The following is a 24486-nucleotide window of genomic DNA, read 5'->3' as shown; positions in this document are numbered from 1 at the left end:
AGCGTTCGTCCTGAGCCAGGATCAAACTCTCCGTAGATGATTTGATCGCAGCTGAGAACCGCGAGCTGACACTCGCGATATCAATCAACCAAAGGAATCCCAGCCCCAACCACACAGTGGCCAGGGCACGGGGTATTACTTGGCACTGACTTTCGGCACGCTGTTGAGTTCTCAAGGAGCGGACGCGCAAGAACTAGACCCTCGCGGGCTTCGTCCCTGGCTGGGTGTCCAACTCTACGCCGGTTTCCAGTGACCCGCTACCCGGGCCCCGGTCCGGCGGCCCTTCCGGGCCGCGCGGCGCAAAGAGAAAGTTACACGGCCCCCAAGGGCGGGTCAAACCCGGGGTCCGTGACGCCCGACACGCTGCGGCCACGCCCCCGACATCGGCCGTTCACACGGGGCGCGGCGGCCTCAGCCGGCCCGGCGCACGCCCGCGAGCGACCGCTTCCCCCTGCGAAGGACGAGCCACCCCCCGGGCAGCCAGGCCCCCTCCGCCGGCACGACGTCGGCATCGGTGATCCGCTCGTTGTTGAGGTAGGCGCCGCCCTCCTTCACCGTGCGGCGCGCCTCGGACAGGCTGCCCACGAGCCCCGTCTGCTGCAGGAGCTGGGCGATCGTCGGCACGTCGCCGCCCACGGTGGTGCTCCCGGCCTCCTCCAGCGCGGCCGTCAGAGTGGCTGCGTCGAGGGAGGCGAGGTCGTCCCGGCCGAACAGCGCCCGCCCGGCTGCCTCGGCCTGGCGGAGCTGCTCGGGGCCGTGCACGAGGAGGGTCAGCTCCTCGGCCAGCGCCCGCTGCGCCGCCCTGGCTGCCGGCCGCTCGAGGCTCTCGGTCACCAGGGCCGCCACCTCCTCGGCGGGACGCTCGGAGTAGAGGGGCAGCCACGCGCGGGCGTCGGCGTCCTCGGCGTTCAGCCAGAACTGGAAGAAGGCGTACGGCGACGTGAGCTTCGGGTCCAGCCACACCGCCCCGCCTTCGGACTTCCCGAACTTGGTGCCGTCGGCCTTGGTCACCAGGGGAGTGCTCAGCGCGTGCACCCGCGCACCCTCGGTCCGCCGGACCAGGTCGATGCCCGCGGTGAGGTTGCCCCACTGGTCGGAGCCGCCGGTCTGCAGCGTGACCCCGTGCCGCCGGTGCAGCTCCCGGTAGTCGTTGGCCTGCAGGATCTGGTAGCTGAACTCGGTGTAGCTGATGCCCGCCTCCGAGTTCAGCCGGGCCGACACCGCCTCCTTGGCCAGCATCTGGCTGACCCGGAAGTGCTTGCCGAGCTCGCGGAGGAAGTCGATCGCCGACACCGGGGCGGTCCAGTCCAGGTTGTTCACGTAGATCGGGGGGCACGTCCCCTCCGCCTCCGCAGGCAGCTCCAGGAAGGGTGCGACCTGCTCGCGGATGCGCTCCACCCACGTGGCGACGGTGTCGCGGTCGTTGAGCTGGCGCTCGGAGGACGGGCGCGGGTCACCGATCAGGCCGGTCGCCCCGCCCACGAGCACCACGGGCTGGTGCCCGGCCCGCTGGAGGGCGCGCAGGACCATGAACTGGAGCAGGTGCCCGACGTGCAGGCTCTGCGCGGTCGGGTCGAAGCCGGCGTAGTACGCGACCGGACCCTCGGCGAGATGGGCGCGCAGCGCGGCCTCGTCGGTGCTCTGGGCGATCAGCCCGCGGCGGTGCAGCTCGTCGATCACTCCGGGCTCGGTTGAGGGGGTCACGGGAGTCCATCCTGCCCGGCGCGCCTGCGCCGCGGCTTCCCACCCGCCCGGAACGGGCTCACCGACGGAGCGCCGGTCTCCCAGAAGCGCCACGGGAGCTCGGCGGCCACGCTGATGCCGACCCGCGGTCCGGCGGAGACGGCGGCCGGCGCCGACCCCCGGTGCAGCCGCACGGGCGAGGCCGGGTCCAGCAGGTCGGTGCCGAGATCGGCGCGCCCGATGCCCAACGCCTGGGTGAGCCGGGCGGGTCCACCGGCGAGATCGCGCGGGGTGCGGGCGGCGGGCCGGCGCGCCCGGGCCAGCTCCTCCCCCACGACCACCTCACCGGCGCGCAGCAGCACCGCCTCGCCGTCGCCCTCGGGGCCCACCACGACGTTGGCGCACCAGTGCACGCCGTAGGAGAAGTACACGTAGAGCCGCCCGGGTGGTCCGAACATGATCGCCGCCCGCGGCGTCGGGCCCCGGTGCGAGTGCGCCGCGGGATCGATCCCGGACCCCGAGTAGGCCTCGACCTCGGTCAGCCGTAGCGCGACCGTGCCCTCGGGACGCTCGGTGACCACCCAGCAGCCGAGCAGCGAGCGGGCGACGACGTCGACCGGCCCGAGCAGGTCCTCCGCGCGGACGAGGGGGCCGGGCCCGGGCCGGGCGGGGTGGGACGACACGCTCAGAGGGCCGGCGCCACCGGCGACTCCGACGCCCAGCGCCCGTGCTCGGAGGCGAGGTCCTTCAGCGTCGCGAGCTGCTCGGCGACCCGCTCGGGCGCCGTCCCGCCCCGGGTGCTGCGGGCGGCCAGCGCGCCGCGGACCGACAGGACCGAGCGCACGTCGGGGGTCAGCCGCTCGTCGATGCCGGCCAGCTGGTCGTCGTCGAGCTGGTCGAGCTCCAGGCCCGCCTCCTCGCAGAAGGCGACCATCGCACCGCTGATCTCGTGCGCCGAGCGGAACGGCACTCCCTGGCGCACCAGCCACTCCGCGACGTCGGTGGCGAGCGCGAAGCCCTGCGGTGCGGCGGCCTCGAGCACCTCGGGGCGGAGCGTGAGCGTCGCGATCATCCCGGTGACCGCGGGCAGCAGGAGGAGCAGCTGGTCCATGGAGTCGAAGACCGGCTCCTTGTCCTCCTGCAGGTCCCGGTCGTAGGCGAGCGGCAGACCCTTGAGCATGGTGAGGATGCCGGTCAGGTTGCCGACGAACCGGCCGGACTTGCCCCGCGCCAGCTCGGCGATGTCGGGGTTCTTCTTCTGCGGCATGATCGACGAGCCGGTGGCCCAGGCGTCGTCGAGCCGGGCCCAGCCGAACTCGGTCGACGTCCAGAGCACGACCTCCTCGCCCAGCCGGGAGAGGTGCACGCCGAGCAGCGCGGCGACGAAGCAGAACTCCGCGGCGAAGTCGCGGTCGCTCACGCCGTCGATGGAGTTGTCCGAGGCGCGGTCGAACCCGAGCTCGGCGGCGACGGCGTCGGGGTCCAGGGGCAGCGAGGAGCCGGCGAGGGCGCCGGAGCCGTAGGGGCTCACGGCCGCGCGCTTGTCCCAGTCGATCAGCCGGTCGACGTCGCGGGCGAAGGAGTGGGCGTGCGCGAGCAGCTGGTGGCTGATGAGCACCGGCTGGGCGTGCTGCAGGTGCGTCATCCCCGGGGCCGCGACGTCGCGGTACCGCTCGGCCAGGCCGAGCAGCGCGAACTCCAGGGAGGAGAGCTCGCCGACCAGCGCCCGCACGGTGTGACGCAGGTAGAGCCGCAGGTCGGTGGCGATCTGGTCGTTGCGGCTGCGGCCGGCGCGCAGCTTGCCGCCGAGCGCGCCGAGCTTCTCGGTGAGGCCGCGCTCCAGGGCCTCGTGCACGTCCTCGTCGCTCTCGATCGCGGTGAACGTGCCGGCCTCCACCTCGGCCGACAGCTCGCGCAGTGCGCCGAGCATCTGCTCCAGCTCGTCGTCGGCGAGCAGACCGGCGCGGTGCAGCACGCGGGCGTGCGCGCGCGATCCGGCCAGGTCGAACGGAGCCAGCTGCCAGTCGAAGTGGGTCGACTTGGACAGCGCCGCCATCGCCGGCGACGGGCCACCGCCGAACCGTCCGCCCCAGAGGCGGGTCTGCGATCCAGGTGCCGTGCTGCTCACGTGCCGGGTTCCTCTTCCAGGTCGGCGCTCAGTTCGGGATAGACGGCCGGCGTGCGCTGCGCGAGCGCCCGCAGCCGGTCGGCCAGGGCCGGCCCCCCGTCGGGCGCGCGGGAGACGACCAGCAGAGTGTCGTCCCCCGCGATGGTGCCGAGCACGTCGGGGAGGCCGACCTTGTCCAGCGCGGAGGCCAGGAACTGCGCCGCGCCGGGCGGTGTCCGAAGGACCGCCAGGTTGGCGCTGCCCTCGGCTCCGGTCAGCAGGTCGGCGAGCAGGCGGGTGAGCCGGGCGGGCGCGGCCTGCGCCGGGCGCAGCGGCGCGTTCTCCGGCGGCAGCACGTAGGACGCCGGAGCGCCGTCGGAACCGCGCAGCTTCACCGCGCCGAGCTCCTCCAGGTCCCGCGAGAGCGTCGCCTGGGTGACCTCGATGCCCGACTCGGCCAGCAGCACGGCCAGCTGCGTCTGCGAGGTGATCGCCCGCGCCTCGATCAGCTCGCGGATCCGTGCCTGGCGCGCCGAGCGGGTGAGGGCGGAGGTCACGCGCGCCCTCCGGGACGGACGGGCCCGGTCACGACCGCTCCAGGAGCCACGCGAGCAGCGCCTTCTGGGCGTGCAGCCGGTTCTCCGCCTCGTCCCAGACCGCGCTCTGCGGGCCGTCGATCACCTCCGCGGCGATCTCCTTGCCGCGGTAGGCCGGGAGGCAGTGCAGGACGACGGCGTCGTCGGCGGCGCGGGCGAGGGCGGCGCCGTCCAGCGCATAGGGCAGGAACGGTGCGACGCGCGCGTCGTACTCGTCCTCCTGCCCCATCGACACCCAGGTGTCGGTGACCAGCACGTCGGCGCCCTCGGCGGCCTGCGCGGCGTCGGCGGTCCAGGCCACCGAGCCCCCGGTCCCCGCCGCGATCTTCGCTGCGCGGTCGAGGACCGCCGGGTCCGGCCGGAACGACTCCGGTGAGCCGATCCGCACGTGCATGCCGGCGGTGGCGCCGCCGAGCAGGTAGGAGTGCGCCATGTTGTTGGCGCCGTCACCGAGGTAGGTCATCGAGCGCCCGGCCAGCGAGCCCTTCCGCTCGATCACCGTCTGCAGGTCGGCCAGGATCTGGCAGGGGTGGTACTCGTCGGTGAGCGCGTTGACCACGGGCACCCGGCTCACCGACGCCATCGCCTCGATGCGGTCCTGGCCGAAGGTCCGCCAGACGATCGCGGCGGCCTGGCGGTCGAGCACCCGGGTGGTGTCCTCGATCGGCTCGCCGCGTCCCAGCTGGCTGCTGCCGGCGTCGATGACCAGCGGGTACCCGCCGAGCTCGGCGACGCCGACGGAGAACGACACCCGGGTGCGGGTGGAGGGCTTGTCGAACAGCACCGCCACGGCCCGGGGCACCCCGTTGGCCGCGCGCAGCGGGGTGGGCGCCTCGGCGGTGTGCCGGGTCGCCTTGAGCGAGGCGGCCAGGGCGAGCACCTCGGCCTGCTCGGCCGGGGTGAGGTCGTCGTCCTTGAGGAAGTGCCGGGTCACTGATGGTTCTCCATCGCGGTGTCGAGGGCGGCAGGGAGCGCGGCCACGAAGGCGTCCACCTGCTGGTCGGTCAGGACGAGCGGCGGCGCGAGCCGGAGCACGCCCGGCGCGACGGCGTTGGTCAGGAAGCCGGCGGCCCGCAGCGTGGTCTCCAGCGGCGCGGCGACGTCGGCGGTGAGGACGACGCCGAGCAGCGCGCCCCTCCCCCGGACCCCGCTGATGCCCGGGTGCCCGAGCGCCTCGATGCCGGCGGTGAACCGGTGCTCCAGCTCCTTGGCCCGCTCCAGCAGGCCCTCGTCGCGGATGGTGTCGAGGACGGCCAGAGCGGCGGCGGCGGCGATCGGGTTGCCGCCGAAGGTGGAGCCGTGCGAGCCGGCCGTCAGCAGGTCGGCCGCCTCGCCGAAGGCGAGCATCGCCCCGATCGGCAGCCCACCGCCGAGCGCCTTGGCCAGCGTGACGACGTCGGGGTGCAGGCCGTCGGCCTGGTGGGCGAACCACGAGCCGGTGCGGCCGATGCCGGTCTGCACCTCGTCGACGGCGAACAGCGCCCCGGCACCGGACGCCGCCGCGGCGGCGGCGGCGAGGTAGCCGGCGGGCGCGGGCAGCACGCCGCCCTCCCCCAGCATCGGCTCGAGCAGCACCATGGCGGTCTGCTCGGAGACCGCCGTGGCCAGCGCCGCCTCGTCGCCGTAGGGCACGTAGGAGACCCCGCCCGGGAGCGGCGCGAACGCGGCCGCCTTCGACGGCTGACCGGTGAGCGCCAGGGCGCCCATGGTCCGGCCGTGGAAGGCGCCCTCTGCGGTGATCACCTGCGAGCGGCCGGTGAGCCGGCTGAGCTTGAAGGCCGCCTCGTTGGCCTCGGCGCCGGAGTTGCAGAAGAACACCCGTCCGGGCCGGCCGGCGAGCTCCAGCAGCCGCTCGGCGAGCTGGATCCCGGGTTCGTGCATGGCCAGGTTGGAGACGTGGCCCAGCTTCGCCGCCTGCGTGGTGATCGCCTCGACCACCTTGGGGTGGGCGTGGCCGAGGATCGTCGTGGCGATGCCGCCGAGCAGGTCGGTGTACTCGCGGCCGTCGACGTCCCAGACCTGCGCTCCGGCGCCGTGGTCGAGCGCGACCGGCGGCGCCTTGTAGTTGTTCATCATCACGGCCGACCAGCGGCGGGCCAGCTCCTCGGTGTGCGTCGTCATGCTGTGCCCTCCTTCTGGTCCCTCGCCGGGACGACCATCGTCCCGGTGCCCTCGGTGGTGAACGTCTCCAGGAGCAGGGCGTGCGGCGTCCGGCCGTCGACGACGGTCGCCCGCTTCACCCCGCCCTCGACCGCGCGCAGGCAGGCGGCCATCTTCGGGATCATCCCGGCGTCCAGCGTGGGCAGGATCTCGGCCAGCTCGCGGGCGTCGATCTGCTGCACCAGCGACCCGCGGTCGGGCCAGTCGGCGTAGAGGCCCTCGACGTCGGTGAGCACGACGAGCTTGACCGCGCCCAGCGCCGCGGCCAGCGCCGCGGCCGCGGTGTCGGCGTTGACGTTGTGGACGACGCCGTCGGCGTCCGGCGCGACGCTCGCGACGACGGGGATGTGCCCGGCGTCCAGCAGCGCGGTGACCGGGGTGGTGTCGACCGCGGCGATGTCGCCGACGAGCCCGACGTCGACCGGCGCGCCGTCCACGACCGCCGTGGTCCGCCGCGCCGTGAACAGCCCGCCGTCCTCGCCGGAGAGGTGCACCGCCATCGGGCCGTGCTGGTTGATCAGCCCGACGATGTCGGGGCCCACCTGGCCGGTGAGCACCATGCGGACGACGTCGATGGTCTCCGGCGTGGTCACCCGCAGGCCCCCGCGGAACTCGCTGGTGATGCCGAGCTTGGCCAGCATGGCGTTGATCTGCGGCCCGCCGCCGTGCACGACGACGGGGAGGATGCCGCAGGTCCGCAGGAAGACCATGTCCTCGGCGAACGCCCGGCGGCAGGTGTCGTCGACCATGGCGTGCCCGCCGTACTTGATGACGACGACCTTGCCGTGGAACTCCTTGAGCCAGGGCAGCGCGCCGGTGAGCACGGCGACCTTCGCGGCGTCGCCCTCGGGGTCCTTGGTGCGCATGACCCGGCTGGTGCCGACCCGGCGGGGCAGCCTGGGCGGGGGCGCCGGCTCGTCGATCCGCACGTCCGGGGGCGTGGGGTCCTGAGGTGCAGCGTCCTGAGGTGCGGGGTCCTGGTGCTCGCTCATGTGGAGTAGGCCGAGTTCTCGTGCACGTAGGCGATGGACAGGTCGTTGGTCCAGATGGTGGCCTGCTCGGCGCCGGCGCGGAGGTCGACGTCGATGGTGATCTCCCGGCCGGTGAGGTCGACGCCCTCCCGCGGGTCGCCGATCGCGCCGCCCCGGCAGACGGTGACGCCGTTGATGGTGACGTCGACCTGGTCGGGCTCGAACGCGGCGTCGGTGGTGCCGATCGCCGCCAGCACCCGGCCCCAGTTCGGGTCGTTGCCGAACAGCGCGGTCTTGAGCAGGTTGTTGCGGGCGCAGGCCCGGCCGGCGGTGAGGGCGTCCTCGACGGTCGCGGCGTTGCGGACGGTGATGGCGATGTCCTTGGTCGAGCCCTCGGCATCGGCCAGCAGCTGCATCGCGAGGTCGGTGCAGGCGGCGGTCAGCGCCTCGGTGAGCTCCGCCTCCGTGGGGGCGGAGCCGCTCGCGCCGTTGGCCAGGGCGATGACGGTGTCGTTGGTGGACAGACAACCGTCGGAGTCCACGCGCTCGAAGCTGACGGCGGTCGCCGCCTTCAGCGCCCGCTGCAGGGCGTCCGGGTCGGCGGCGGCGTCGGTGGTCAGCACGACGAGCATCGTGGCCAGGCTCGGGGCGAGCATGCCGGCGCCCTTGGCCATCCCGCCGACGGTCCAGCCGCCCCGCTCCTGCGCCGTCGTCTTGGGCACGCTGTCGGTGGTCATGATCGCCCGGGCCGCGTCGGCCCCGCCGTCCTCGGTCAGCCCCTTCACCGCGGCGGTGACGCCGGCGGTCAGCCTGTCCATGGGCAGCCGGACCCCGATGAGGCCGGTGCTGGCGACCGCGACGTCGACCGCGCCGATGTCCAGCTGCGCGGCGGCATGCTCGGCGGTGGCGTGGGTGTCCTGGAAGCCCTCCGGCCCGGTACAGGCGTTGGCGCCGCCGGAGTTGAGGACGACGGCCCGGCAGCGCCCGCCCGCCAGCACCTGGCGGCTCCACAGCACCGGCGCGGCCGGGAAGCGGTTGGTCGTGAAGACGGCGGCCGCGGCGTCGTCCGGGCCGGTGTTGAGGACGACGGCGACGTCGCGGTCGCCGCTGGACTTCAGGCCGGCGGCCACGCCGGCGGCGGCGAAGCCCTTCGGTGCCGTGCACGTCATGGCGCTACTCCTACGACCGGCAGGCCGGTGGTCTCGGGCAGGCCCAGGGCGAGGTTGGCGCACTGGATCGCCGCTCCCCCGGTGCCCTTGGTCAGGTTGTCGACGGCCGCCACGACGACCAGCCGGTTCGCGTCGGCGTCCACGGCCAGCTGCAGGGCGACGGTGTTGGCGCCGAGCACCTGCGCCGTGGTGGGCCACTGCCCCTCGGGCAGCAGGTGGATGAACGGCTCGTCGGCGTAGGCCTGCTCGTACGCCGCGCGCGCGGCGGCCGCGTCGGTGCCGGGCGTCAGCGGGGCCGAGCAGGTGGCGAGGATGCCCCGGCTCATCGGCACCAGGGTCGGGGTGAAGCTGACGCCCACCGGCGCACCGGCGGCCTGCGAGAGGCCCTGGATCATCTCCGGCGTGTGCCGGTGCACTCCCCCGACGCCGTAGGCGCTCGCCGCGCCCATGACCTCGCTGCCGAGCAGGTGCGGCTTGGGCGACTTGCCGGCGCCGCTGGTGCCGCTGGCGGCGACCACGACGACGTCGGGCTCGACCAGGCCGGCGGCCAGCGCCGGGGCCAGCGCGAGGGTGACCGAGGTCGGGTAGCAGCCCGGGACGGCGATCCGCGTCGCGTCGGTCAGCGCCTCGCGCTGCCCGGGCAGCTCGGGCAGGCCGTAGGGCCAGGTGCCGGCGTGCACGCCGCCGTACCAGCGCGCCCAGGCGGCGGGGTCGTTCAGCCGGTGGTCGGCGCCGCAGTCGATGACCAGGGTCTCCGCCGGGAGCTGGTCGGCGATGGCTGCGGACTCGCCGTGGGGCAGCGCCAGGACGACGACGTCGTAGCCGACGAGGCTCGCCGCGTCGCTGGGCTGGACGACCATGTCGGCGAAGGGCAGCAGGTGGGGTTGCAGCTCACCCAGGCGTCGGCCGGCGCTCGAGTTGGCGTGCACCCCGGCCAGCCGGAGGTTCGGGTGCCCGGCCAGCAGCCGGCACACCTCGCCCCCCGCGTACCCGGTGGCGCCGGTGACCCCGACCGTCCACGTCTGCGCTGCGCTCACAATGCATGACCATACACGACCATGCATGACCGTTCATGCGGGTTCCCCGGACCCGGGCGTCATCTCGCGCCGCCGACGTCGTCGAGCGCCCCCAGCACCGCCGGCCAGGCGGCGCTGCGCGGATCGACCACCGCGAAGTGGCCGGCCGGCACCGTGGTGAGCACCGCGGCCGGGTGGCGCCGGGCGTAGGACTCGGCGACCTCCCGCGGGACGATGCGGTCGCCCGTCCCGTGCACGATGCGCACCCGGCCCCGGGGCGCGGGCAGCCGGACGGGGTCCAGGTCGGGCCGCGCCACGGCGTCGTCCCCCAGGAAGGAGGCGACCGCGTCGCCGTCCAGGCCCAGGACCTGGGCCCGCTGCAGGTCCGCGACCGGCGCGAGCGCCACGACCCCGGCCGGGGTGTCCGGGGGCTGGACCGTGGCGGCAGCCAGCAGCGCGAGGTGCCCGCCGGCGGAGTGCCCGGTGAGCACGAGGCGCCGCCCGGGCCGGCCGGGGAGCTCCTCCGCCCGGGCCGCCCAGCGCACCGCCGCGTCCACGTCGCCGACGGTCAGGTCGGGGCGGCCGGGCACGCGCCGGTACTCGGGGGTCACCGTCGTCCACCCGGCGGCGGCCAGCGCCTCGGTCATCGGCCGCAGGTGCACGCGGTCGTACGCCGGCCGCCAGAACCCGCCGTGGAGCACGACCAGCAGCGGCCGGTCGCCCCGGGCGCACCGGCCGAAGCGGACGTCGGCCACCTGGTCCGGGCCCGGCCCGTAGGTCAGGACGGCGTCCGGCGCGGAGGCCGGCCGGGTCAGGACCGACCGGTCCTCACCTCCGGCGCCTGCCCGGCCGCGCAGACTGGTCATGCGGTAGTACTACCGGACCGCGGAACGCGTCACCGGATCCGGGAGGAGCGGCGCCATGGCGATCGAGGACGGGGTCCGGCCGCTCGAGGAGGGCGTGCAGACCGACTTCAGCGCACGGATGAGCTACGGGGGCTACCTCGGGCTGGACACCCTGCTGTCGGTGCAGCGCCCGATCAGCGACCACCACGACGAGCCACTGTTCATCATCCAGCACCAGACCACCGAGCTGTGGCTGAAGCTGGCGCTGCACGAGCTGCGCGCGGTCCGCGCGGACTTCGACCGCGACGACGTCCAGCACGCCCGCAAGGGCCTGGCGCGGGTCAAGCACATCCTGCGCACCATCACCGAGCAGTGGTCGGTCCTCGCGACCCTGACCCCTAGCGAGTACGCCGAGTTCCGCGGCGTGCTGGGCAACTCCTCGGGCTTCCAGTCCTACCAGTACCGGGCCGTGGAGTTCCTGCTCGGCAACAAGAACGAACGCATGCTGGCGGTCTTCGCCGCCGAGCCGGCCGCTCAGGAACTGCTCACCGAGCTGCTGGACTCGCCGACGGTCTACGACGCCTTCCTGCGGTTCCTGGACCGCCGGGGGCACCCCGTGCCGGAGGAGGTGCTGCACCGCGACGTCCGGCAGGCGTGGGTCGAGACCCCGGCGCTGCTGCCGGTGTACCGCACGATCTACGGGGACACCGAGGCGCACTGGGCGGAGTACGCCACCTGCGAGGACCTGGTGGACCTGGAGGACGGCGTCCAGCTGTGGCGGTTCCGGCACCTGCGCACGGTCCAGCGCACCATCGGGTTCGCCACGGGCACCGGGGGGAGCTCGGGGGTGGACTTCCTCCGGCGCGCCCTGGACCTGACCTTCTTCCCCGAGCTCTACACGGTCCGGTCCGGGATCGGTGCCTGATCCCGTGACCGCTGCCTCGATGGGTCGCGAGCCATCGCCCGACGTGCTGGACCTGCTCCCGGCCGGGGTCACCGAGCGGGCGGCCCAGCTCGACCGGCTCGACCCGCTGGCAGACCTCCGGGACGAGTTCGTCCTGCCCGAGGGCGTGGTCGCCTACCTCGACGGGAACTCGCTCGGCCGTCCGCTGAGGGTCACCCGCGACCGGCTCACCCGTTTCGTCGACGGCGAGTGGGGTGAGCGGCTCATCCGGGCGTGGGACGAGCACTGGATGGACCGCCCCACGGCCGTGGGCGATGCCATCGGCCGGGTCGTGCTCGGGGCGGCGCCGGGGCAGACGGTCGTCGGCGACTCGACCACGGTCATGCTCTACAAGCTGCTCCGGGCGGCGCTGGACGCCGGTCCCGACCGGGCGGAGATCGTCGCCGACACCGAGAACTTCCCGACCGACCGGTTCGTCCTCGACCGGGTCGCCGCGGAGACCGGCCGCACCGTCCGCTGGATCGAACCCGACCCGGCGACGGGCGTGCAGCCGGCGGAGGTGACCGGGCTGCTGAGCGACCGGACGGCGCTGGTGCTGCTCAGCCACGTCGCCTACAAGTCCGCCTACATCGCCGACGTCCCGGCCATCACGGCGGCCGCCCACGAGGCCGGGGCGCTGGTGCTGTGGGACCTCTCCCACTCCGCGGGCGCGGTCGACGTGCGGCTGGACGCCGACGAGGTCGACCTCGCCGTGGGCTGCAGCTACAAGTTCCTGAACGGCGGGCCGGGCGCCCCGGCCTTCGGCTACGTGGCCCGGCGGCTGCAGGAGGACCTGGTGCAGCCGATCACCGGGTGGATGGGCGCCGCGGACCCGTTCGCGATGGGGCCGGAGTACGTGCCGGCGGCCGGCATCCGCCGGTTCCTCAGCGGTACGCCGCCGATCCTCGGGATGATCCCGATCGAGGACATGCTGGCGTTGATCGACCGGGCGGGGATGCCGGCGGTCCGGGCCAAGTCGGTCGAGCTGACGGAGTTCGCGATCGCCGTGGCCGACGAGGTCCTGTCCCCGCTGGGCGTGACGGTCGCCTCCCCGCGGGATCCGGAGCGCCGGGGCGCGCACGTGACCCTGGAGCACGACGCGATGAAGACGGTCGTGGCGGAGCTGTGGCGGCGGGGCGTCATCCCGGACTTCCGGCGGCCACGCGGGCTGCGGGTCGGCCTCTCCCCGCTGAGCACGAGCTTCACCGAGGTCGCCACCGCGCTGGCGCACGTGCGGCAGATCCTGGCCGACCCGGCCGGCTGACGGGTCGGCGCCGGCCCCGACCCGGTCAGGCGGTTCTCACGGCCGGGCCCTGCGCCGGAGACGGCCGGCACCTCGCTGGGGACCGGAGGTCAGGTCGGGAGCGACCGCGCCCGGTGGGTCCACGAGGCCACCGCGGCGGCCAGCAGGAGCAGCGACGGCAGCAGGAGGGCCAGCCCGATCCCCAGGCCGTTCAGCAACGACCACCCGACGGACACGGCCGCCAGCACGACCAGGACCGCGGGCGCCCGCCGGGACGCCGTCGCGCTCTCCACCCACAGGGCGAGCGCCGCGCACGCCAGCGGGACGCCGAAGAGCAGGAACGCGAACGCCCCGCTGTCCGCCCACACCATCCGCCACAACCAGGCGGTCACCGCGACGAGGCACCCGAGCGAGAAACTGATCAGCATCCGCGCACCCGAGGAACCAGCGGTCATGACACATCTCCCGACCGGCCCGGGGTCGGCACCGTCGCGCCGGTACCGCACCGTGGCACTCCGGTGCGGCGCGGTCAACGGTCGTGTGCCCGCTCCGGGAGAGGTCAGGCCACCGGGTCGTCGTCGCCGTAGGGGCGCAGGCGGAGCTGGCGCGCGGCGTCCTCCGGGGTCACCGAGCCGACGACGTCGAGGTCGTCGGCGCCCACGCGCAGGAACCGGCCCGACCACTGGTCCAGCTCGCCGGCCGCGATCGCCGCGACCAGCTCGACCACCTTCTCGGGCGGCGTCCAGTCGGTGTAGCCCTCCCACATGCGCATCGACCGGGTCATCGGGGTGTCCACGACGCCCGGTGACAGGTCGAAGGCGCGCACGTCGGTGCCCTCCAGGGCGCCGGCCAGGGCCTCGGTCATCCGCATGAGACCGGTCTTGGCCACCGAGTAGGCGGAGTACTCCGGCCGCGCCCGCACGCTCATCCCGCTGGCGATGTCCACCACCCGACCGCGGTTGCGCAGCACCATCCACGGCACCACGGTCCGCGCCAGCAGGAAGCCGCCCTTGATGTGGCTGGTGACGACGTCCCACCACTGGTCGGGGTCGGCCTCCCAGAGCGGCACCTCGAGCTCGTCGATCAGCCCCGCGTTGTTGACCAGCAGCTCGACCGGGCCGAGCTCCTCGCGGACCCGGCCCACGGCTTCCTCCACCGAGGCCCGGTCGGTGACGTCGGCGGCGACGGCGAGGGTCCGGGCACCGGTGGCCTCGGCGACCTCGGCCATGGCGGTGCGCAGCCGGTCCTCGGTGCGTGCCAGCCCGGCCACAGCCATGCCGCGCGCGGCGAGGCCCTCGACCAGGTGCCGCCCGATCCCGGTGGACGCGCCCGTGACCAGTGCCACCGAACCCGACAGGACGGCCCCGTCGCGGGGAGGACGGGGTCCTTCGTCAGCCACGGAGCTGCGCTCCGTTCGCGACGACGGCGGCGGCGACCGCGGCGTCGAAGGCGACCCGCGCCTCATCGCTGGTCAGCGTCCGGTCCGGCGCGCGGAACGTCAGGGAGTACGCCAGCGACTTCTGCCCCTCGGGCACCGAGCTGCCGGTGTAGACGTCGAACAGCCGCAGGTCCTCCAGCAGCTCGCCCGCCCCGCTCCGCAGCACCGCCTGCACCCGGGCCTCGGGCTCCGTCTCCGGCACGAGCAGCGCGAGGTCCATGCGGACCGGCGGGAAGGTGGAGATCGACCGCGCCTGAGGCACAGGCGGCACGGGCAGCGCGTCGGCGTCGAGCTCCATCGCCGACGTGCGGGCCGGCAGCCCCAGCGCCTCGCAGACCTTGGGGTGCAGCTCGCCGGCGTACCCGACGACCCGGTCGGCGACGAGCAGCGCGGCGCACCGGCCCGGGTGCCAGGGCGCCCGCTCGGCCTGCTCGACGGTGAGCTCGGCGCCGGCTGCCTCGGCCACGGTGCGGGCGGCCTGCACGGCGTCGGCCCACTCGGCCGGCCGGCCCGACCCCCACCAGCCGCGGGGCTCGCGCTGCCCGGTGAGGACGACGGCGACGTGCCACGGCTGCGCCGGCACCGCACCCAGCAGGGCGGCCAGCGTCGCGTCGTCCGGGCGGCGGTCGGCGCCGGGCAGCGGGGCGGCGGCGCCGCTCCCGCCGGGGAAGACCGAGCCGTGCTCGAAGAGGGCGACGTCGCGGAGCCCGCGGGCCAGGTTGCGGCCCAGGGCGGCGAGCAGCCCGGGCAGCAGCGTGGTCCGCAGCGCCGGCGCCTCCTCCGACAGCGGGTTGCGGACGGTGATCACCCGGCGGCGGTCGTCGTCGGCGGGCAGGCCGAGCGCATCGAGCTGCGCCGTCCCCACGAAGGGGAACGCGGGGGCCTCCACGTAGCCGGCGTGGGCCAGCGCCCGGCCGATGCTGCGCCGCCGCCGCTGCCGCTCGGTGAGCCCGCCACCCGGCGGGGCGGTGGGCAGGATCGAGGGGATCTCGTCGAACCCGCGGAACCGCACGACCTCCTCCACCAGGTCGGCCGGCTCCTGCAGGTCGCCGCGCCACGATGGCGGGGTGACGCGCAGCGCGTCCCCGTCGCCGCTCACCTCGGCGCCGACGGCGGTGAGCACCTCGAGCACCTGGGCCCGGGTGTAGGGAACACCGGCGATCCGGCCGGGCAGCCCGGCATCCAGCGCGATCGCCGCGCGCGGCGCGCGGACGTCGACGTCCACCGGCGCGCCGACGACCCGCGCACCGCCGTGCTCGACGAGCAGCGCCGCCGCCCGGGCCAGGGCCACGACGGTGACCTCGGGATCGGTGCCGCGCTCGAAGCGCTTGCCGGCCTCGCTGGGCAGCCGGTGCCGGCGCACCCCGCGCGAGATGCCGTTCTGCTCCCAGTGCGCGGCCTCCAGCAGCACCGCGGTGGTGGCGTCCCCGATCTCGGTGGACGCCCCGCCCATGACGCCGGCCAGCCCGATCGGGCCGGACCCGTCGGTGATGAGCAGGTCGTCGTCGGTGAGCGCGCGGTCGGCGCCGTCCAGGGTGGTGAGCCGCTCCCCCGCCGTCGCCCGGCGGACCGCGATCGGGCCGGTGACGGCGGCGCGGTCGAAGGCGTGCATCGGCTGGCCGAGCTCGAGCATCACGTAGTTGGTGACGTCGACGGCGAGCGAGATGCTGCGGATCCCGCACTGCGCGAGCCGGCGGCGCAGCGGCCACGGGCTCGGCGCGGCCGGGTCGAGGTCCTCCAGGGCGAGCATGGAGAAGCGGTCGCAGCGGTCGGGGTCGGCGACGGTGACCTCCCACGCCGGGGCACCCGACCAGTCGGGCAGCGGCAGGTCGGCCGGATCACGCCAGGTCACGCCCAGCACGCCGGCCAGGTCGCGGGCGATCCCGCGCAGCGACATGGCGTAGCCGCGGTCCGGCGTCACCTCGAGGTCGAAGACGACGTCGTCCAGGCCGAGGACGTCGGCGGCGGGGGTGCCCGGCTCGTAGCCCTCCTGCCCCAGCACGAGGATCCCCGCGTGGTCCTCGCCGATGCCCAGCTCGCGGACCGAGCAGATCATCCCGTCGGAGACGTGGTCGTAGGTCTTCCGCGCGGCGATGGCGAAGTCCCCGGGCAGCACGGCGCCCGGGAGCGCGGCCACCACCAGGTCGCCGACGGCGAAGTTCCGGGCGCCGCAGACGATGCCCCTCGGCTCGCTCTCCCCCACCGCGACCTGGCAGTAGCGGATCGGCTTCTTGAAACCGGTGAGCTCCTCGATCTCGAGCACCCGGCCGACCACGAGCGGGCCGGTGGTCACCGGCGGGCGGACGACGTCCTCGACCTCGAAGCCCAGCCGGACGAAGGCGTCGTCGAACTCCTCGACGGTGATGCCCGCCGGGAGGTCGACGAGCTCGGACAACCAGCTGACGGGGACCTTCACTGCTCAACTCCGAACGGCAGGGTGAAGCGGACGTCGGCCTCGGCGATGTCGTGCATGTCCGACACCGCGGAGCGGAACTGCAGGGCCCGCTCGATGCCCATGCCGAACGCGAACCCGGTGTACTCGTCGGGGTCGACCCCGCAGGCCCGCAGCACGCGGGGGTTCACCATCCCGCAGCCGCCCCACTCGACCCACTGCGGGCCGTCGCGGTGCTCGGGGAACCACACGTCGAACTCCGCCGACGGCTCGGTGAACGGGAAGAAGTGCGGCCGCCACCGGGTGCGCGCGTCCGGGCCGAACAGCTGGCGGGCCAGGTGGTCCAGGGTGCCGCGCAGGTGGGCCATGGTGAGCCCGCGGTCGACGGCCAGGCCCTCGACCTGGTGGAAGACGGGCAGGTGCGTCGCGTCCAGCTCGTCGGTGCGGTAGACCCGGCCCGGGGCGACGACGTAGATCGGCGGCTGCCGGTCGAGCATGGTGCGCGCCTGGACGGGGCTGGTGTGCGTGCGCAGCACCAGGCCGGAGTCCTCGGGCGCGACGAAGAACGTGTCCGACAGCCACCGGGCCGGATGGTCGGGGCCGAAGTTCAGCGCGTCGAAGTTCAGCCACTCGGCCTCGAGCTCCGGGCCGTCGGCGACCTCGTACCCCATCCCGACGAAGACGTCGGCGATCCGGTCCATGAGGGTGGTGAGCGGGTGCCGTGCGCCGCGGGGGTTGCGGTCCCACGGCAGCGTGACGTCGACCTGCTCCTCGGCCAGCACGCGGGCGTCGCGCTCGGCCTCGAGCTCGGCCTTCCGCGCCTCGTAGGCCTCGGTCACCGCGACCCGGGCGGCGTTCACCCGCTTGCCGGCGTCGCTGCGCGCGGCCGGGGGCAGCGCGCCCAGCTCGCGGCGGGCGAGCAGCACGGGAGCGCGGTCGCCGAGGTGCGCCGAGCGGGCGGCGGCCAGCGCCTCCAGGTCCGCGGCCGCCGCGAAGGCCCCGAGCGCGGCCCGCACCGCCTCGTCGAGGGCCTCGGGCGAGAGGGCGGCGACCTGCTTGGGGTCGTAGGGATCGTTGGCGCCAGACACGGGGAGCCATTCTGCCCGCCCACCGCCTGCGCCCGCGCCTGGGTTCCGGTGCGAGGATGCCGGACGTCGCCGGAACCGGCGTCCAGGCTCACCCCGGCCCCGTCCAGAGGCTCGTGCCGAGCGGGCGAGGCGCGAGGGGGACGGGGTCCTTCCACTGATCACGAGGGAGCTTCCGGAGGTGGGCGTGGCCGTCGTGCTCGCGCTGGCGTCCGCCGTCGTCTACGGCGCCGCCGACTTCCTGGGCGGGCTCGCCAGCCGCCGGGCGTCGGTCTCCGCAGTCGTCGCGGTGTCCCAGGCCGCCGGGCTGCTGGCGCTGGTGGCGCTGCTGCCCTGGCTCGGCGGGCCGGTCACCGCGGCGGACCTGGCCTGGGGCGCCGCCGCCGGGCTGGCCGGTGCCGGCGGCCTGCTGGTCTTCTTCCGCGCGCTGGCCGGCGGGGTGATGAGCGTCATCGCCCCGGTCACCGCGCTCACCGCCGCCGCCGTGCCGGTGCTGGTCGGCGTGCTGGACGGCGAGCGCATCGGCACCTGGGCGACGGCGGGCATCGTGCTCGCCCTGGCCGCAGTGGTCCTGGTCTCGGCCGAGAGCGGGCTGCGGGCGCTGCGCGCCGCCCGCCCCGCCAGCCTTGGGCCCGCGCTGGTCGCCGGAACGGCGTTCGGCCTGTTCTTCGTGCTGCTGGACCGCACCTCCGCCGACGCCGGCCTCACCCCGCTCGTCGCCGCCCGGCTCGCCTCGGTGGTGCTGGTGGTCGGGGTCGCGCTGGCCACCCGGCAGTCGCTGCAGCCGGGGCGCGCGGCGCTCCCGCTGGTGCTGGTCTCCGGATTGGGCGACATGACGGCCAACGCGCTGTTCCTCCTGGCCACGCAGCAGGGCGGCCCGCTGGCGATCACCGGCGTCCTCGCCTCGCTGTACCCGGTCAGCACCGTCGTGCTCGCCCAGCTCGTGCTGCGCGAGCGGCTCGTGCCGGCCCAGCTGACCGGGCTGGGGGCCGCCGCGGCCGCCGTCGTCCTGATCACCCTGCCCGGCTGACTCCCCCCTTCGGGGGAGGGTGCGGGGACCCGGCTCCGGCCCCGGCACCCGCCGGCCGATCCCCCCTCCGTGGACCCCGTGCGCCCCGAGCTCGACGCTGCCCTCGCCGCGGCCCTGCGCCCCGGCGGGGTGCGCAGCGTCTTCCAGCCCATCGTGGAGCTCGACACCGGCGCGGTCGTCGCCTACGAGGCCCTCGCGCGCGGACCCGAGGGGCCGCTGCAGCGACCGGATCTGCTCTTCGCCGCCGCCCGCGAGGCGGGTGTGCTCGCCGAGCTGGACGCCGCCTGCCGCGTGGCCGCCTTCTCCGGCGCGGTCGGGCACGGGCTGCCGGCTCCGCTGGCCCTCTTCGTCAACGTGGAGCCCGAGGTCCTCGACACCGCCCCGCTGGACGAGCTGCTGGCGATCGCCGGCTCCGCCCCCGGCGGCCTCCGGGTGGTCCTGGAGATCACCGAGCGCGCGCTCGCCGCCCGTCCGGCCGAACTGCTGCGCACGGTCGCCCGCGTCCGCGAGCTGGGCTGGGGCGTCGCCCTGGACGACGTGGGCGCCGAGGCGATGTCGCTGGCGTTCATGCCGATCCTGCGTCCCGACGTGGTGAAGCTCGACCTGCGGCTGGTGCAGGAACGCCCCGGCCCGGCCATCGCCCAGATCATGAACGCGGTCAACGCCTACGCGCAGGCCACCGGGGCCGCGGTGCTGGCCGAGGGCATCGAGAACGACGCCCACCTGGCCATGGCCCGGGCGCTGGGCGCCACCCTCGGCCAGGGCTGGCTGTTCGGCCGCCCCAGCCCGGAGCCGGCCTGCGAGCGCCCCCTCGGATCACTGCCGGCGCCGGTCGCGCCCCCCGGCTCCGGCACCGAGCCCGGCTCACCGTTCGCCTGCCTGCCCGCGGGTACCGCGCTGCGCCGGGCCCCGAAGGCGCTGCTCATCGAGCTCAGCAAGCAGCTCGAACGGGAGGCGCTGCGCCTCGGCGAGACCTGCGTGGTCACCGCGACCTTCCAGGAGGCCCGGCACTTCACCCCGTCGACGACGCAGCGGTACCGCGACCTGGTGGAGCGCACCGGCTTCGTGGCCGCCCTCGGCGAAGGGCTCCCCACCGAGCCGCTGCCCGGTCTGCGCGGGACCGACCTGGCCGGGGACGACCCGGTGCGCGGCGAGTGGGACGTCGTCGTCCTGGCCCCGCACTTCGCCGTGGCGCTGCTGGCCCGCGACCTCGGGACGACCGGCCCGGACCTGCAGCGGGAGTTCGAGTACGCCCTGACCTACGACCGCGACGTCGCCGTCCGCGCCGCGGGCAGCCTGCTGGGCCGGGTCGCGCCCCGCGCCGGCCGGACGCTCCCCGCCGCACCCACCCGCTCCGCGGTACGGCCCGGCTCCCCGGCGCCCGCGGGGCTCGACCTGCTCGGCGACGCCGGTCTGGTGCGGCGCGCTCTGGAGGCGACGCCCAGCGGCGTGTGCCTCGTCGACGTCCGCCTGCCCGACCAGCCGCTCGTGTACGTGAACCCGGCCTTCGAGCGGCTCGCCGGGGTGTCGCGCGGGGAACTTCTCGGCCGCAACTGCCGCCTCCTGCAGGGCCCCGACACCGACCCCGGAGCGCTGGCCCGTATCCGCGCGGCGATCGCGGCCGGCGAGGAGTGCCGCGAGGTGCTGGTGAACCTCCGCGGCCCCGAGCGCACCCCCTGGTACAACGAGCTGCACCTGGCGCCCGTCACCGACGCGGCCGGCGCCGTGGTCCAGTACATCGGCGTCCAGGTCGACGTCACCGAGCAGGTGCTGGCACAGCGGGCACTGGAGCAGGAGCGCGACCGCGCCCGCGGATACCTGGCCCGGATCGAGGAGTTGTCGGTCACCGATCCGCTGACCGGGCTGGCGACCCGCCGGCACGTGCAGGAGCAGACGGAGACCGCGCTGTGGAACGCGCGCGGTGCGGGCGACGCCGTGGCGCTGATCGTCGTCGCCGTCGACGGGCTCGCCGCGATCGAGGACCGCTACGGGCCGGCCGCCGCCGAGGAGCTGCTGACCGCCACGGGGCAGCGGCTCCGCGGCCGGCTCCGGCGGGGAGACCTCGTGGCGCGCTGGGCCCGTGACTCCTTCGTGGTGGTGCTCCCCGGCCTCGCGGCCGAAAGTGCCGTCCGCGAGGCGGCACGGATCCGCGCCGAGCTGGCAGAGGCGGCCGGCGGCCCGGTGGCGCTCGACGGCACGCCCGTGGTCGCCGGGGTCAGCACCGGTGCCGGCTGCTGGCCCGCCGACGCCGACGACGTCGCCGGGCTGCTGTCGGTCGCCGAGCGCGCAGCCGGGCGGCTGCCGGTCGCGCGGCGCTGAGGCGGCGCACCATCCCTCTGCCCGCGACCGGGGCTGCCTTCTCGGCGGCGGCGCTCAGCCGCGCGGCGGGAGCAGCGTGCCCAGTCCGCCGTCGGCGAGCTCGGTGAGCTGGTCGACCAGGTCGGCGGCGGACACCGTGCGGGCCCCCGACCACCAGTGCGTGGCCAGCTGGACCATGCCCACGACGCCGTAGGCCCACGTCATCGCGCCGTCGACCGGGCGGCCGGCCTCGGTGAGCCGGGCAGCCAGCAGGCCGCCGAGCGCGGTGGCGACGGCGTGCTCGGTGGCCGCGACGAGATCCGCCCGCCCCGCGCGCCCGGCCTGGGCGTAGGCGAAGCGGTAGAGCGCGGGCTCGTCCTCGATCAGCGACACGAAGGCGGCGATCACCGTCCGGAGCTGGGCACGGTCGTCGGCGCGGCCGGCGGTCAGCTCGCCCAGCAAGCGGGGCAGCAGGATGGCCTGGGAGATGCGCTCCAGGACGGCGTCGATCAGCTCATCCTTGTCGCTGAAGTACCGGTAGATCACCGTCTTCGACACCCCGGCGCTGCGCGCGACGTCGTCGACGGAGAAGTCGGGACCGGCCAGGCGGACGGCCTCGACGGCTGCCCCGACGAGGTCCTCCCGGCGCGCCCGCCGGTGCTCGGTCCACCGCGAACGGCGTCCGTCCGTCGGAGGGATCGCCGGCGCATCGGCGACCTGGTGCACGTGTTCCACGGTGACAGCCACCTTCCCTCGCGGCCCTGCTCGACGTACCGGGGAGAGCCTGTCCGCAGCCATCATCCCTCCGTCCCGCGCCGCGGGGGGGACGAGCACGTCCGGTCGACCGCGAGGCTCCGTCCACCCGGTGTTGCCCGGCTCCGCCGGCAGGTCCGCCTACGCGCCCGCGGTCGAGGCCGACTGCGCGAGCTGCGTGGTGTAGAGGCAGATCGCGGCGGCCGCGGCCAGGTTCAGGCTCTCGGCGCGACCCCGCATGGGGATGCGGACCCGCGCGTCGGCCAGTTCCGCGAGCGCGGCGGGCACGCCGCGGGCCTCGTTGCCGAACAGCCAGAGCACCGGCCCGCCCAGCCGGCCGTCGGCGACGAGCTCCGGCAGCTCCGCCTCTCCCCCGCCGTCGGCCGCCAGCACGGTCACGCCGGCGCCGCGGACCGCCGGCAGCAGCTCGCCCAGCGGTGCGCCGCGGACGACGTCGACGTGGAACAGGCTGCCCGCGCTCGACCGCACCGCCTTGCCGCCGTAGGGGTCGGCCGAGCCCGCGCCGAAGACCACCGCGCCCGCCCCGCAGGCGTCCGCCGTCCGCAGCACGGTGCCGGCGTTGCCGGGGTCGGCCAGCTCGGCGAGCGCGACCGCGAGTCGCGGCGGCGCCGTCGTCAGGGCCGCGGCGGGGACGTCGCGCAGCGCGCAGACCGCCACCAGCCCCTGCGGCGTCACCGTCTCCGACAGCCCCGCGGCCGCCTTCTCGGTGACCAGCCGCACCGGGACCGGCGCGGTGGCGAGCAGCTCGGCGTGCCCCTCGGCCGCGGCCTCGGTGGCGAACACCTCCCGCACGCCGGCCGGATGGGCCAGCGCCTCGGCGACCGCCTGCCGCCCCTCGGCGAGGAAGAGGCCGGCGGCGTCCCGGCCGGCCCGACGGGTCAGCTTGCGCGCGGCGGCGATCCTCGCGGAGCGCTCGGTGAGCAGCTCGGTCACGCGGTCTCCTCCCCGTGCGAGATCTGCACAGTGGCCCTCATGGGGCGCTGATGGGGGCGAGTGTGCAGATCTCGCCCGGGACAAAGAACGACGCCGCCGGCGCCGGCCGCGGAGGGCCGGTCACCGACGGCGTCGGTTGGTGAGGTGCTGGAACGGCCATCCTGCAGGGTCCCGCGCCGAGCGTGCGAGGCGTGGGGGGCAGGGTGGTCCTTTCTCAGGCGGCCTGGGTGCCGGTCGCCTCGGGGTTCGCGGCGAGCGCGGCCCGCGAGCTCTCCACCAGGGCGGCGAAGGCGGCGGGCTCGTTCACGGCCAGCTCGGCGAGGACGCGGCGGTCCAGCTCGATACCGGCGAGCTTCAGCCCCTGCATGAACCGGTTGTAGGTCATGTCGTTGAGGCGGGCCGCCGCGTTGATCCGGGTGATCCACAGCTTGCGGAAGTCACCCTTGCGCGCCTTGCGGTCGCGGTAGCTGTAGGTCGCCGAGTGGAGGATCTGCTCCTTGGCCTTGCGGTACAGCCGCGACCGCTGGCCCCGGTAGCCGCTGGCCGCCTCGAGGGTCGTCCGGCGCTTCTTCTGGGCGTTGACCGCCCGCTTCACGCGTGCCACGGAAGTGCTCCTGTCTCTCTAAAGGTCGGTGGAGGGGACGCTCAGATGCCCAGGAGCTTCTTGAGGTTCTTGGCGTCGGCCGGGGAGACGACCTGGTCCTGGTCGAGCCGGCGCTTGCGGGTCCCGGACTTGTGCTCGAACTTGTGCTGGTTGTTCGCCTGCTCGCGCATGAGCTTCCCGGTGCCCGTGATGCGCACCCGCTTGGCGGTGCCCTTGTGGGTCTTCTGCTTCGGCATGTCCTCGGTCCCTGTCGTCTGGTGTCGGTGCGCGCGGCGGCACGGAGCCGCCGCGGCCACCGGCCGTCTTCGGTGGTGCTGGTGCCGGTCAGGCGCTGGGCGCCTGCTCCTCGGCCTGCTCGCCCTTCGGTCGGCGCTTCTCCTGCGCCGTCTGCGCGCCCTTGTGCGGGGCGATCACCATGACCATGTTCCGGCCGTCCTGCTTCGGGTTGGACTCGACGACGCCCAGCTCGCTGACGTCGGCGGCCAGCCGCTGCAGCAGGCGGTAGCCCATCTCCGGGCGCGACTGCTCGCGGCCTCGGAACATCACGGTGATCTTGACCTTGTCGCCGCCCTTGAGGAAGCGCTCGACGTGGCCCTTCTTGGTCTCGTAGTCGTGCGGGTCGATCTTCAGGCGCAGCCGCATCTCCTTGATGACGGTGAGCGCCTGGTTCCGCCGGGCCTCGCGGGCCTTCTGGGCGGACTCGTACTTGAACTTCCCGTAGTCCATGAGCTTGGCGACGGGCGGCCGGGCCATGGGTGCGACCTCGACCAGGTCGAGCTCGGAGTCCTGTGCCAGGCGCAGCGCCTCGCCGATCGACACGATGCCGACCTGCTCGCCCTCGGGGCCGACCAGGCGGACCTCGGGGACACGGATGCGGTCGTTGATGCGGGGCTCGGTGATGGCCTCTCCTTACGCTGCTGCGTGGGAGGAGTCGCTGGCCCATCCGGGCGCCGACGGACAGAAGGCCCCGTGAGCGTCTGCTCACGGGGCCCACTCGCCGGTGGCCCACGACCCGTGCAGGTCGTGCGCACGCGATCACCGACCGGTGGCCGGTGCTCGCGATCCGGGACCTGGGCGCCTGGAGGGCGTCAGGTGGGAGCGGGCTCCTCTTGGATCAGCGGCCCTGGGCAGGGCCGCCGGGTGGTTCGCGCGCCTCGATGTAGCGGGGAGGCACGCCCATGCTACAGCGTCCCGAGCCC

23 protein-coding genes are annotated in these 24486 nt (G+C 74.9%); 4 read left to right on the top strand and 19 right to left on the bottom strand.

Annotated features, from left to right (window positions below):
- Positions 1-411: 411 nt before the first annotated feature.
- Genes tyrS through ACI79K_RS07820 form a run of 10 tightly spaced genes read right to left on the bottom strand, consistent with a single transcriptional unit; the run spans position 412 to position 10568 of the window.
- Complete coding sequence (gene tyrS / locus ACI79K_RS07865) at positions 412-1704, bottom strand: tyrosine--tRNA ligase (protein WP_456599415.1); 1293 nt, start codon at positions 1702-1704, stop codon at positions 412-414.
- Positions 1701-2366, bottom strand: coding sequence for a DNA-3-methyladenine glycosylase (locus ACI79K_RS07860; RefSeq protein WP_456599414.1), 666 nt, complete (start codon positions 2364-2366; stop codon positions 1701-1703). Before ACI79K_RS07860 ends, tyrS begins: the two co-directional genes overlap by 4 nt.
- Before the next feature lie 2 nt (positions 2367-2368).
- A complete protein-coding gene (gene argH, locus ACI79K_RS07855) occupies positions 2369-3811 on the bottom strand; it encodes an argininosuccinate lyase (RefSeq protein WP_456599413.1) in 1443 nt (480 codons plus the stop codon).
- Positions 3808-4347, bottom strand: coding sequence for an arginine repressor (locus ACI79K_RS07850; protein ID WP_456591018.1), 540 nt, complete (start codon positions 4345-4347; stop codon positions 3808-3810). The genes argH and ACI79K_RS07850 overlap by 4 nt, the downstream gene beginning before the upstream one ends.
- Positions 4348-4375: 28 nt before the next feature.
- The gene (gene argF / locus ACI79K_RS07845; protein ID WP_456591019.1) at positions 4376-5320 is read right to left on the bottom strand and encodes an ornithine carbamoyltransferase; all 945 of its coding nucleotides are present in this window, start codon (positions 5318-5320) and stop codon (positions 4376-4378) included.
- Positions 5317-6507 carry an acetylornithine transaminase gene (locus ACI79K_RS07840; protein WP_456591020.1) on the bottom strand — a complete coding sequence of 397 codons (1191 nt, stop codon included), beginning with the start codon at positions 6505-6507 and terminating at the stop codon, positions 5317-5319. The genes argF and ACI79K_RS07840 overlap by 4 nt, the downstream gene beginning before the upstream one ends.
- Entirely contained in the window at positions 6504-7538 is a 1035-nt protein-coding gene (argB, locus tag ACI79K_RS07835; protein WP_456597948.1) for an acetylglutamate kinase, read from the bottom strand. Before argB ends, ACI79K_RS07840 begins: the two co-directional genes overlap by 4 nt.
- The gene (gene argJ, locus ACI79K_RS07830; RefSeq protein ID WP_456599412.1) at positions 7535-8686 is read right to left on the bottom strand and encodes a bifunctional glutamate N-acetyltransferase/amino-acid acetyltransferase ArgJ; all 1152 of its coding nucleotides are present in this window, start codon (positions 8684-8686) and stop codon (positions 7535-7537) included. The genes argB and argJ overlap by 4 nt, the downstream gene beginning before the upstream one ends.
- Entirely contained in the window at positions 8683-9723 is a 1041-nt protein-coding gene (gene argC, locus ACI79K_RS07825; protein WP_456599411.1) for an N-acetyl-gamma-glutamyl-phosphate reductase, read from the bottom strand. The genes argJ and argC overlap by 4 nt, the downstream gene beginning before the upstream one ends.
- A 59-nt stretch (positions 9724-9782) precedes the next feature.
- Positions 9783-10568 (bottom strand): alpha/beta hydrolase, encoded by a 786-nt coding sequence (locus tag ACI79K_RS07820; protein ID WP_456599410.1) that lies wholly within the window; start codon positions 10566-10568, stop codon positions 9783-9785.
- Between the two features lie 55 nt (positions 10569-10623).
- Between ACI79K_RS07820 and ACI79K_RS07815 the strand changes: the two genes are divergently transcribed.
- Both ACI79K_RS07815 and ACI79K_RS07810 read left to right on the top strand, forming a co-directional pair.
- Complete coding sequence (locus ACI79K_RS07815) at positions 10624-11472, top strand: tryptophan 2,3-dioxygenase (protein WP_456591030.1); 849 nt, start codon at positions 10624-10626, stop codon at positions 11470-11472.
- A 4-nt stretch (positions 11473-11476) separates the two neighbouring features.
- On the top strand, positions 11477-12754 hold the full coding sequence (locus ACI79K_RS07810; RefSeq protein ID WP_456599409.1) for a kynureninase: 1278 nt from the start codon (positions 11477-11479) through the stop codon (positions 12752-12754).
- A gap of 89 nt (positions 12755-12843) precedes the next feature.
- On the opposite strand, the gene ACI79K_RS07805 is transcribed toward ACI79K_RS07810, so the two are convergent.
- From ACI79K_RS07805 to pheS, 4 genes are all read right to left on the bottom strand, one after another.
- Positions 12844-13188, bottom strand: coding sequence for a hypothetical protein (locus ACI79K_RS07805; RefSeq protein ID WP_456591032.1), 345 nt, complete (start codon positions 13186-13188; stop codon positions 12844-12846).
- Positions 13189-13292: 104 nt separating this feature from the next.
- Positions 13293-14132 carry an SDR family NAD(P)-dependent oxidoreductase gene (locus tag ACI79K_RS07800; protein ID WP_456591033.1) on the bottom strand — a complete coding sequence of 280 codons (840 nt, stop codon included), beginning with the start codon at positions 14130-14132 and terminating at the stop codon, positions 13293-13295.
- Positions 14125-16587 carry a phenylalanine--tRNA ligase subunit beta gene (gene pheT / locus ACI79K_RS07795; RefSeq protein WP_456599408.1) on the bottom strand — a complete coding sequence of 821 codons (2463 nt, stop codon included), beginning with the start codon at positions 16585-16587 and terminating at the stop codon, positions 14125-14127. Before pheT ends, ACI79K_RS07800 begins: the two co-directional genes overlap by 8 nt.
- The gene (pheS, locus tag ACI79K_RS07790) at positions 16584-17651 is read right to left on the bottom strand and encodes a phenylalanine--tRNA ligase subunit alpha (protein WP_456599407.1); all 1068 of its coding nucleotides are present in this window, start codon (positions 17649-17651) and stop codon (positions 16584-16586) included. The genes pheT and pheS overlap by 4 nt, the downstream gene beginning before the upstream one ends.
- Before the next feature lie 184 nt (positions 17652-17835).
- Here pheS and ACI79K_RS07785 point away from each other — a divergent pair, with 184 nt between their 5' ends.
- Both ACI79K_RS07785 and ACI79K_RS07780 read left to right on the top strand, forming a co-directional pair.
- A complete protein-coding gene (locus ACI79K_RS07785) occupies positions 17836-18678 on the top strand; it encodes an EamA family transporter (protein WP_456591036.1) in 843 nt (280 codons plus the stop codon).
- 69 nt (positions 18679-18747) lie between these two features.
- Complete coding sequence (locus tag ACI79K_RS07780; protein ID WP_456599406.1) at positions 18748-20997, top strand: EAL domain-containing protein; 2250 nt, start codon at positions 18748-18750, stop codon at positions 20995-20997.
- A gap of 54 nt (positions 20998-21051) precedes the next feature.
- Here the strand turns inward: ACI79K_RS07780 and ACI79K_RS07775 are convergent, their stop codons facing one another.
- The 5 genes from ACI79K_RS07775 to infC form a co-directional block, all read right to left on the bottom strand.
- Complete coding sequence (locus tag ACI79K_RS07775; protein WP_456599405.1) at positions 21052-21711, bottom strand: TetR/AcrR family transcriptional regulator; 660 nt, start codon at positions 21709-21711, stop codon at positions 21052-21054.
- Between the two features lie 159 nt (positions 21712-21870).
- Positions 21871-22683 carry a TrmH family RNA methyltransferase gene (locus ACI79K_RS07770; protein ID WP_456591039.1) on the bottom strand — a complete coding sequence of 271 codons (813 nt, stop codon included), beginning with the start codon at positions 22681-22683 and terminating at the stop codon, positions 21871-21873.
- A gap of 214 nt (positions 22684-22897) precedes the next feature.
- Positions 22898-23287, bottom strand: coding sequence for a 50S ribosomal protein L20 (gene rplT / locus ACI79K_RS07765; protein WP_135097047.1), 390 nt, complete (start codon positions 23285-23287; stop codon positions 22898-22900).
- Between the two features lie 41 nt (positions 23288-23328).
- Positions 23329-23523, bottom strand: a complete 195-nt coding sequence (gene rpmI / locus ACI79K_RS07760; RefSeq protein ID WP_456591040.1) for a 50S ribosomal protein L35 — start codon at positions 23521-23523, stop codon at positions 23329-23331.
- Positions 23524-23611: 88 nt separating this feature from the next.
- Positions 23612-24172, bottom strand: a complete 561-nt coding sequence (gene infC / locus ACI79K_RS07755; RefSeq protein WP_456597954.1) for a translation initiation factor IF-3 — start codon at positions 24170-24172, stop codon at positions 23612-23614.
- Between the last annotated feature and the right edge of the window lie 314 nt (positions 24173-24486).

This window comes from Blastococcus sp. SYSU DS0616 (assembly GCF_054051015.1).
Note: the sequence above shows the minus strand (reverse complement) of the source record. Positions and strands in the feature narration are given on the sequence as shown.